9 protein-coding genes are annotated in these 9,525 nt (G+C 63.3%); 1 reads left to right on the top strand and 8 read right to left on the bottom strand.

Translation table 11 applies throughout. From position 1 onward, the window contains the following. Positions 1-280: 280 nt before the first annotated feature. The gene (locus tag ACILSQ_RS30080) at positions 281-1,579 is read left to right on the top strand and encodes a hypothetical protein (protein ID WP_395747407.1); all 1,299 of its coding nucleotides are present in this window, start codon (positions 281-283) and stop codon (positions 1,577-1,579) included. A gap of 10 nt (positions 1,580-1,589) precedes the next feature. On the opposite strand, the gene ACILSQ_RS30075 is transcribed toward ACILSQ_RS30080, so the two are convergent. The 8 genes from ACILSQ_RS30075 to ACILSQ_RS30040 form a co-directional block, all read right to left on the bottom strand. Beyond that, complete coding sequence (locus ACILSQ_RS30075; protein ID WP_395747406.1) at positions 1,590-2,279, bottom strand: response regulator; 690 nt, start codon at positions 2,277-2,279, stop codon at positions 1,590-1,592. 23 nt (positions 2,280-2,302) lie between these two features. Continuing rightward, positions 2,303-4,051, bottom strand: a complete 1,749-nt coding sequence (locus ACILSQ_RS30070; protein ID WP_395747405.1) for a histidine kinase — start codon at positions 4,049-4,051, stop codon at positions 2,303-2,305. Further along, complete coding sequence (locus ACILSQ_RS30065; RefSeq protein ID WP_395747404.1) at positions 4,048-5,028, bottom strand: ABC transporter substrate-binding protein; 981 nt, start codon at positions 5,026-5,028, stop codon at positions 4,048-4,050. The genes ACILSQ_RS30070 and ACILSQ_RS30065 overlap by 4 nt, the downstream gene beginning before the upstream one ends. A 132-nt stretch (positions 5,029-5,160) precedes the next feature. Continuing rightward, positions 5,161-5,424 (bottom strand): cytochrome C oxidase subunit IV family protein, encoded by a 264-nt coding sequence (locus tag ACILSQ_RS30060; protein WP_395747403.1) that lies wholly within the window; start codon positions 5,422-5,424, stop codon positions 5,161-5,163. Beyond that, positions 5,421-6,083 carry a cytochrome c oxidase subunit 3 family protein gene (locus tag ACILSQ_RS30055; RefSeq protein WP_395747402.1) on the bottom strand — a complete coding sequence of 221 codons (663 nt, stop codon included), beginning with the start codon at positions 6,081-6,083 and terminating at the stop codon, positions 5,421-5,423. Before ACILSQ_RS30055 ends, ACILSQ_RS30060 begins: the two co-directional genes overlap by 4 nt. Then, a complete protein-coding gene (ctaD, locus tag ACILSQ_RS30050; RefSeq protein ID WP_395747401.1) occupies positions 6,076-7,746 on the bottom strand; it encodes a cytochrome c oxidase subunit I in 1,671 nt (556 codons plus the stop codon). Before ctaD ends, ACILSQ_RS30055 begins: the two co-directional genes overlap by 8 nt. Continuing rightward, positions 7,743-8,687, bottom strand: coding sequence for a cytochrome c oxidase subunit II (coxB, locus tag ACILSQ_RS30045; protein ID WP_395747400.1), 945 nt, complete (start codon positions 8,685-8,687; stop codon positions 7,743-7,745). Before coxB ends, ctaD begins: the two co-directional genes overlap by 4 nt. Next, positions 8,684-9,499, bottom strand: a complete 816-nt coding sequence (locus tag ACILSQ_RS30040; protein ID WP_395747399.1) for an SCO family protein — start codon at positions 9,497-9,499, stop codon at positions 8,684-8,686. The genes coxB and ACILSQ_RS30040 overlap by 4 nt, the downstream gene beginning before the upstream one ends. Between the last annotated feature and the right edge of the window lie 26 nt (positions 9,500-9,525).

Genomic DNA, 9,525 nt, shown 5'->3' with positions numbered 1-9,525 from the left:
AGGCTGCCGGGCACAGCCCTGTGGTTTGCCAGTCATTGTGCCTGAATGAATTTTTCTGACTATCGGAGCGCGGCTTGCATGCCTGTGCAGGATGCATGTGCGGGCTGCTACACCTTTTGCGAATCGTCCTCTGAAGCATTTGCTTATGCCTCCCTCAAGGCGGTGTTATTTGACATCTGAAGCGACAAAGATTGAACTGTGCGCGATCTTCGGAGACTGCATAAGCATGACGCTTCCAGGCGCCCATCTCCGCCTTTTCCCTTCATACCTTCTTCCTCGTATGGCTTCCGTTTTCCCGGCCGGTCTTCGCCCTCTCCGCCACGCTTTGGGATTCGCGCTCATGATGGTGGAAAAAATCCGCCTTCTGCCCGTGCTCCTTTCCCTGGGCTGCCTGCAAACACACGCTGAGGAGACACACACGAACAACACGCATGCAAATGATGCACAGGCGCATGACGCGGCAAAGAACGCGCCTCCGCAGCAGGACGAGCTCAACACCGGTGCCCCAGGACCGTGGGGGCGGCTCAGCTACTACTACTTTTATCTGGAGGCGCCGGATTATGTGGTGGAGCAGTTTCCCCTGCCGAGCACGACCACGAAATGGGCCTTCAATTTGAATGATCTCGACCACGCGGAGACACTGCTCAAAAGCGCGGGCATGTCCCGCGTGCAGATCGACCGCCTGCTGACACCGCGGCGTGTGATCAAGGATGAACGCCATGCGTACATCTTTCCCTCCAACGCGGATGTGGAGGGCCTGAGCCGCGAAGGCAGGGCGGTGATTTACAACGAGCTCGCGCGCGATGCCGTGAACGTGTTTCAATACTCACCGGTGTTCTTTCTCTCCGACTCCGTGGAGGTGTGGGCGCGGGAGTCCGGGCTTTCCGCGGAGGTCGTCGGCAAGATCTCAAACCTGGCGTACCGGATGGGCAACGCGCTGGTATTTTCTGACATTCCGCTGCTGCTGAGCCAGGCGGACAATGTGGCGGAGGCGCGCTTCATCATGCGCAAGCTGACGCGGGTGCGCACGCTGATGGCCCAGCTCGATCTTTCCCACGGAGACGCCATCCCCGATCTGCTGAACTACTGGTCCACAGGGCTGGGACTGCGGCGCAAGGATCTGGAGCCGCTGATGAACGCCATCATTCGCACCCGCGGCGTCTCCCATCTGGACATTCTCCACCTGCTGCCGCCGCTGCCGCGCAAGCTGCTCTACACGTATCCGGACATCAGCTATGCCGCGGAGGGGCCGCTGCCGGACTGCCACTGGACCAGCCTGAATTTTTTCAATCTCAAGGCGCAGCCCTTTCTGCTGGACACACGCCTGGCCACGAGCCTGGTGAAGCAGGACTTTGACAAAGTGGAGCCGCCGTACCGCTATGGCGACATTCTCATGTTCATCGCTCCTGACGGACGCGCCGTGCATTCAGCGACTTACCTGGCGGATGACATCCTGTTCACCAAGAACGGGTCCAATCTGCTGACGCCGTGGCTCCTGATGCGGCTGCCGGACCTGGCCAAGCTGTACGGCATCGAGCCGTACAAAACGCACATTGTGGCCTTCCGTCACAAAAAGTAGCCGCGCCTCATCACGAGGGGCCCAATTTGCGCGACTCCACCCAGCGGATGGCAAAGCGCGTGACGGCGGCGCCGTCTTCGAGCTTCAGCTTCTGCCGGATGTTCATGCGGTGGACGTCCACGGTCTTCGGGCTGATGCGCAGCGTGGCGGCGATCTCGTGCGTGCCACGCCCGTCTCCCATCATCTGGAAGATCTCAAACTCCCGGTCGCTGAGCTCATCGAGGCCGCCCTCCATCCGCGGCTTGGAGCCGGTGGTGTAGGCCTGGAAGATCTGCTCTGAGATGGCGTCGCTGAGCCAGCGCCCGCCGCCGGCCACCTTGCGCAGCGCGGCCTCATACATGTCGTATCCCATGTTTTTCATCATGTATCCCTTTGCCCCCGCCTTGAGCGCGCGGTGCGCGTAGTAGGCCTCGTCATGCATTGAGATCACCAGCATGATGAGATTGGGGTAAAGAGAGTGCACATCCTTGATGAGCTCCAGGCCGTTGCGATCCGGAAGAGTGATGTCCACGAGCATGATGTCAGGCATGTCGGTCTCGAGTTTTTCCAGGGCGGTCTTGCAGTCTCCGGCCTCCCAGCAGCATTCGAAGTCCGGCAGGCTGTCGATGAAGACTTTCATGCCGCCGCGCATCATGGTGTGGTCGTCGAGCAGCGCGACTCGTTTGCGCTGGACAGGAGCTTTGGGAGGGGTTGCACTCATGGTTTTTGAAACTTGTGTTTGGCTTAAGATGCAAGTGGCATTTCACAAACTGCGAGCGTCCCGCCTCCCGCCACGTTGCGCGGCTGAAACGACAGCGTCGCGCCGAGGGCATCGGCACGCTGCCGCAGCATGAAAAGCCCCATGCCTTTTCTTTTTACGCCCGCGCCGGGAGTAAAGCTGACACCATCATTGGCCACTTCGAGCCGCAAGTGGGCGTGGTCATGCATCAGACTGATGGCGATCCAGGTGGCACGGCCGTGTTTGGCGGCATTGGTGGCCAGCTCCTGCGCGATGCGGAAGATCAGGGCGGCCTCCTCAGTCTTGAGCACTCCGGAAACGTCCTCGCAGGAGATCCGGCACTGCAGCGCGAAGGCATGCTCCAGGAACTTGCGCAGGTCATCCAGCGCGTCCGGCAGCTCTTCCGGCCCGACCGCCACGGGCGCCAGGCCGCGGGCGTAGCCGCGCGCGAGCTCGGAGGTTTCCGCCAGCTCACGCGCCACATTCACCGCCAGAGCGGCCTGCGGGTGCCCCTCGCGCCCCAGGCTGCTGCCGAGCACGCCGCTCTTCAACTGCGTGGCCGCCAGGCGCTGGCAGACATCATCGTGCAGATCCTGGCCGATGCGTCTGCGCTCATTCTCGACCGCCTCGATCTGCAGCTTTGACATCTCCTTTTCCACGGTGATGACGCTGGCCATGCCCGCCACCTGCAACTGCCCGGGCCTGTCATGGGAGCGCGCGGTGGAGAACGCGCGGCAGCGCAGCCACTCGATGCCGCCCCTGACATGGATGCGGATCTCCGCCTCGGCTTCTCCAGGCGCGGTGCGCAGGGCGCGCAGCATTTTCAGCGCCTTTCCGCGGTCTTTGCGCACCACGGTACGCAGCCAGTCCCACCGGTGCATGCGCAGCCTGGAACCCGCGCGCGCAAAGACCTCCCCGTAGGCTCTGTTGACATAGATCTGCTCGGTGGTGTCGGGCGGGGCCACCCAGAAAATGTCACGCATGTGGGACGCGATCTGGCGGAACCTCCATTCGGACTCCTTCAGGCGGTGCGAGGCATCCGCGATGCTCTTGGAAATGATCTCCAGCTCGTCTCCGCCATCGATGGGATCCGGCACGACTTCATCCGGCCCGATGTGCCGCGCCTGCTCCACGATGAGGGCCACGCGCTCGGTGATCAGCCATTGCAGCAGCGTCCACAGGAGCAGGCAGCTCCCCAGCAGCACGCAGGCCTGCGAGAGGATCTCATTCATCGCATGCCTGACGGATGATGCGATGAACCAGCTCAGGTCATACTGCAGGACCACCAGGCCTTTGCGGGAGGCCGCGCTGATGTCCATGAAGGGAAAGAAGGCAATCAGGCGTCCTTGTTCCAGGTCCTCCACCATCATGCCCTCGCTCGTCTCCTTGGCCTGGTGCACCAGGTGGGGCTCCAGCGGCAGCGGGCAGTCCCACAGTGAAAGGCCGCGCCATTGCTTGCGGGTCGCATTGCGAACGACGTCGTTGCCGTCGGAAATCAGCCCAAGCCGCAGGTCGGGATTCACCGATGCGTAGCTGATGGCCAGGTCCGCCGACTGCGCGAGACGGCGCCTGAGGAAATGCTGCGCAAAGCTGGACAGCCGAGTGCCCTCCTCATAGGCCTGCAGACGCATTTCGCGAAAGCGGCCGTTCACATCATGCTTGTACTGCCGCGAGATGTTCAGCACGATCATCAGCAGGCCAAAGACCATCACCAGCGCCGAGACGCGGAACTGCAGAGTCAAAAATCGCTTCACGACCCCTCCTCCAGAAAGTTTGGAATGAACAGCCCCTTCACATTGACCTGACGATGCAGCATTCCTTCCTTCAGCATCGTCCTGACCATTTCAGTCACATACTCCTCCAGCCCGCCTTTCCCCGGCCGCAGCAGCCGGCGGTTCTCGGCGGCGTCCGGCATATGAAACGCCTGCAGCGACTCCCGCCACTGCTTCAGTGTGAATCCTTCGCGCCGAAGGGCGGCATCCAGCCCCGGGCTGTCGCTCTGCTCCAACTGCGCGCTGAGTCTGAGACATTCGGACACGAGGGATTTCAGCTCGTTCGGATAGACGCGGATGACCTCCTCCCTCACCACCAGCACGCGGCAGAACTCCAGCCCGCTGCGGGCGGAATCAAACAGCGTGACCGCGCCTTTGTCCCGCAGCCGCAGCCGCCAGGGGTCCGCGGTGACCACCGCGTCCAGCTCATGCTCGTCATAGGCATCCTCCGTCTCCGCCAGGTTCAGCGGAACCATCTGCACATCCTTCACCGACATGCCGCTGGCTGCCAGAGCCTTCCAAAGCAGGTGCTCGCCGGAGGACCTGATCTCCACGCCGACGCGCCTGCCGCGCAGGCTTTGCATGGACTCCATCCCCGCATGGCCCATGATCGCATCCGAGCCTTTGGAGACTCCCAGCACAAGGATGGCCCGTGGTTTCGCGCCATCGGCCTCCAGGCGGATCATTTCATCCAGCGTCACCACCGCGGCGTCCACCACACGCTTGCGGAAGGCGCCCATCACCGCCGTGGGCCAGGACATTTCCACGGTGTTGATCCGCTGTTCCCGAGTGTTGCCGGCATCACATGCGAGGACGAGGTTTTCCGTCCCAGGCCAGATGTTCAACGCCACCGTCAGAGGCCGCTGGTATTCGGACTCCGGCCACAGCAGTCCCGCCATGCACAATGCGCCACCCACAGCAATGACCGGAATGAGACGAATCTGTACGAATCTGTTCATGAACCTCTAAATATGCTGCATCGTCAAGCCGGCCATCACCGGATGGGTCATCACTGACGACAGATTCTTATACGTTGCTCCGTCCGCCGCATGCCAGCATTAAATCTGCCGGCAGCACGGAAGTGTGCTGCGTCAGCGGGTCAGATAGTCGCTCAAACTCAGCGTGGCGATGATGACGAGCCACACAAAGCCTGCCGCGAAGGCGAGCCTGGCCACGCCCGTGCCGTGAGAGAAACGCATGAACACATGCACGATGAGCACCGCCTTGGCGATGGAGATGAGCAGCGCCAGGGGCAGCTGTGCGGCACCGATGGGCAGATACGCCGCGCCCACGGTGAGAGCAAGCAACGCCAGCAGGGCGAGCAGCGTGAGGAGAGGTTGTTTGCTCAAGCTCATGGCGAACGGCCGAGGAGGTAAAACAGGGGAAAGAGGAAGACCCAGACGAGGTCCACGAAGTGCCAGTAAAGGCCGGTGAGATCCACCAGGGTGGCGAGGCGCTGCGGCGCGGAGCTGCGGTGAACTTTCCACGCGCAAAAGGCGAGCAGGAGCATGCCGATGGTGACGTGGACGGCGTGCAGCGCGGTGAGGGTGAAGTAGAGGATGAAGAACATCTGCTGCGCCTGGGGATCGCGGCCTTCGATGTGAAACGCGGCGCCGGGGAAGAGGCCTTCGCGGATTTCATGGGCGTATTCGAAGCCTTTGATGACGAGGAAGAGGGTGCCGAGAGCCACGGCGAAGGTGAGAAGGCGCGGCACGGCGGCGCGAGCTCCCCTGCCCTCCTCGTCCTCCATGCGCTGCACGGCGCGGGCCACGAGGTAGCTGCTGAGGAGGAGGATGGCGGTATTGCAGGTGCCTGCGAGCAGCAGGGTGTGGCGGCCCGCCGCGGCAAAGGCCTCCGCGTGCTGCATGCGGTACACGGCGTACCCCAGGAGCGCGCCACCGAAGAGGAGCGTCTCCGTGGAAAGGAAGATCCACATGCCCAGCAGCGAGGCCTGCCGCTGCTGCGTGGCGGATTCAAACTGCGGTGCCACGAGGGCTGGCGCGGGCTCAGGCATGCGGCACCTCCTTCAGGCGCAGGGCGGCTTCTTCGGCTGCGGGGTCATATTGATAAGGCGGTGCGGTAACCACCGGGACGGCGGCGAAGTTTTCATGCGGCGGTGGCGAGGGCGTGGTCCACTCCAGGCCGGTGGCGTTCCAGGGATTCCACGGCGCGCGCGCGCCGTAGCGGAGGGACCAGAGCAAGTAGCCCAGAGGGAGCAGGTAGCCGAGGGCGAGCACCCCCGCCCCGCAGGTGGAGAGGACATTGAGGGTCTGGAACTCGGGGGCGTAGGCGTGGTAGCGGCGAGGCATGCCGAGGACGCCGAGGAGAAACTGGGGGAAGAAGGTCAGATTGAACCCGACGAAGATGGTGCAGGCGGCGATCCTGGCGAGCCACTCCGGGTACAGGCGCCCGCTGATCTTGGGCCACCAGTAATGCAGCCCGCCGAGGTAGGCGAGCACCATGCCGCCGACCATGATGTAGTGAAAATGCGCGATGATGAAGTAGGTGTCCGTGAGGTGCACGTCCACCGCGAGCGAGGCGACGAAGAGGCCGGTGAGGCCGCCGATGGTGAAGAGACCGATGAAGCCGAGCGCATAGAGGAGCGGGGTCTGCAGCCAGATGGAGCCGCGGAAGAGCGTGGCGGTCCAGTTGAAGACCTTGATGGCGGAGGGCACGGCGACGAGGAAGCTGAGCACGGAGAAAACCATGCCGGCATAGATGGACTGGCTGCTGACAAACATGTGGTGGCCCCAGACGAGGAAGCCGAGAACGGCGATGGCGACGCTGGCATAGGCCATGAACTTGTAGCCAAAGACGGGCTTCCGGGCGAAGCAGGTGATGAGCTCGCTGGTGACGCCCATGCCGGGGAGGATCATGATGTAAACGGCGGGGTGGGAGTAGAACCAGAAGAGGTGCTGGAAGAGGAGAGGATCTCCACCAAGCGCGGGATTGAAAATCCCCACGCCGAAGAAGCGCTCCAGCGACATCAGGACGAGGGTGATGGCCAGCACGGGCGTGGCGAGCACCATGATGATGCTGGTGGTGTAGATGGACCAGATGAAGAGAGGAAGGCGAAACCACGTCATACCAGGAGCGCGCATCTGGTGGATGGTGACGATGAAATTTAAACCGGTGGCGATGGAGGAGAAACCCGCGATGAAGATGCCCGCGGCCATGGCGATGACGTGGCCGTTTGCATAGGTGCTGCTGTAGGGCGTGTAGAAAGTCCAGCCGGTGTCCACGCCGCCGACGAGGATGGCGTAGAGGGCGAAGAGTCCGCCGGCAATATAGAGATACCAGCTCAGCAGATTGAGCCGGGGAAAGGCGAGATCGCGGCAGCCGACCATGAGCGGCACGAGGAAATTTCCCAGCACCGCGGGCACGGCGGGGATGAGGAAGAACCACACCATGACGACGCCGTGCATGGTGAAGAGTTTATTGTACAAGGCGGAGCTGACGAGATCTCCCGCCGGGGTGGCAAGCTCCAGACGCATGAGCGCGGCGGCGGTGCCACCGACAAAGAAGAACAGCGTGGTGGCGACCATGTAGAGGATGGCCACGCGCTTGTGATCGGTGGTGAGAAGCCAGGAGCGCAGCGTGGTGCCACCGGAGAGGTAGTCCGGCGCTTGAGTGGCGGGCGTTTGCGGAGACGCCTGCGGATGGAAGGTGGGCGTCATGGCGTGGGGGGCGGAGGAGCGGAGAGAGATTTCAGGTAGGTGATGAGCTGGAGTACCTCCTCCTCCCCGAGCTGGCCCTGGTAGGTGGGCATGACGGGCTGGTAGCCGCCGGTGATGTGCTTGTTTGGCAGGAGGATGGAGTCGCGCAGGTAGGCCTCATCCGCGATGAGGGTGGTGCCGTCTGCGAGGCCGACGGGCCTGCCGTAAAGGCCCTCCAGCAAGGGCGCGGGCACACGGCTGCCGGTGGCGTGGCAACCGGCACAGCCGAGGGCGAGGAAGAGGCGCTGGCCCGCTGCGGTGACGGACTCGGGCGGCGGCTGGGAGGCCAGCCAGGCGCTGTATTGCGCGGGCTCCATGACGACGATGCTGCCCGTCATGGCGGAGTGGTCTGTGCCGCAGTACTCCGCGCAGAAGAGATGAAAGCGGCCGGTGCGCGTGGGGGTGAACCATTCGCTGGTATAACGGCCGGGGAGCACATCCTGCTTGGTGCGGAAGGCGGGCACGTAGAAGCTGTGAATGACGTCCTGCGAGATCATGACGAGAGAGACCGGCCTGCCGACGGGAATGTGAAGTTCATTGATCTCGCGGCAGCCGTTGGGGTGCTGCATTTTCCACATCCACTGTTTGGCCACGACGTGGATCTCCAGGGCGTCGGCCGGGGGGCGGGCCATGTCGAAGTACACCTTGGCCGCCCAGGCGAAGAGGCCGAGGAAGATGAGCAGCGGGATGAGGGTCCAGGTGATCTCCACTTTGGTCTGAGAGAGCTGCAGAGGGGCGCGGCTGGCGGGGGAGCCGCGCCGGTAGCGCCAGCAGAAAAGCAGGATGAGCGCCCCGAGGATCAGCGTCATGAGCCCGCAGGTCAGCAGCAATGCCCAGAGGAGGGCATCGACGGGGCCGCCGAAATTTGACGCGCTGCGGAAGAGCTGGAGGAAGTCTTTCATGCGCTGGAAGCGGGGGGCGCGGTGCGTGTGCGGCTCATGAAGGCGAGCATGCCGATGAGGCCTGCGACGGTGAGGACGCCGGCGATTTGAAAAACCCGCGAGATGAGGAGGGTGTACCTGCCGGTGGCAGGATCATGCACAAAGCAGAGGAGGAGCAGGGCGCGGCTGAGGGGGGAGATTTTTTCCGCGGCAGCCTCGTCCAGCGCGGTGGCGAGATCCTGCGGCGGGAAGTCCACGCCCATGAAGTAGCGGGCGATTTTCCCCTCCGGCGTGATGACCACGATGCCGCTGGGGTGCGCGAACTGCTGCGTGGCCTGATCGTAAAAATAGCGGTAGCCGACGGCTGAGGTGAGCTGGCGGATGGAGCCGGTATTTCCTGTGAGGAAATGCCATCCGGCCTCCGAGCCGGGGCGGCCGTAGCGGCGGGCGGTGGCGGCCTTTTTGGCGGCGGCGAGCGGGGGCTTTTCGGAGGGGTCGAAGCTGGCGACGATGACATCGAAGTCGGTGCCGACGGTACGTTTGAGATCGCGGAGGCTGTCGAGCGTGCTGTTGAGCACGACAGTGCAGAGATTGGGGCAGCCGTAGTAGGCGAGCACGAGAACCGCCGGGCGGGTGCCCAGAAGGGAGCCGAGGCGGATGGGGCGGCCGGATTCGTCTGCGAAGACGGCATTGAGCGGGAGGGTGTGGCCGGGGTGCTGGTCGAAGCCCACGCGGTCTTTGTAGTCGGGAGGGAGGGTCTGGGCGTGGGCGGTGAATGGGTGGAGGATGAGGAGGCAGGTGAGGAGGATGGAGAGGCAGCGAGAGTTCGGCACCCGTGTGTTTTGTGCGGCGAGAGCTA

The organism is Prosthecobacter sp., assembly GCF_044227185.1.
GTDB lineage: Bacteria > Verrucomicrobiota > Verrucomicrobiia > Verrucomicrobiales > Verrucomicrobiaceae > Prosthecobacter.
This window is presented reverse-complemented; position numbering and strand designations above follow the sequence as displayed.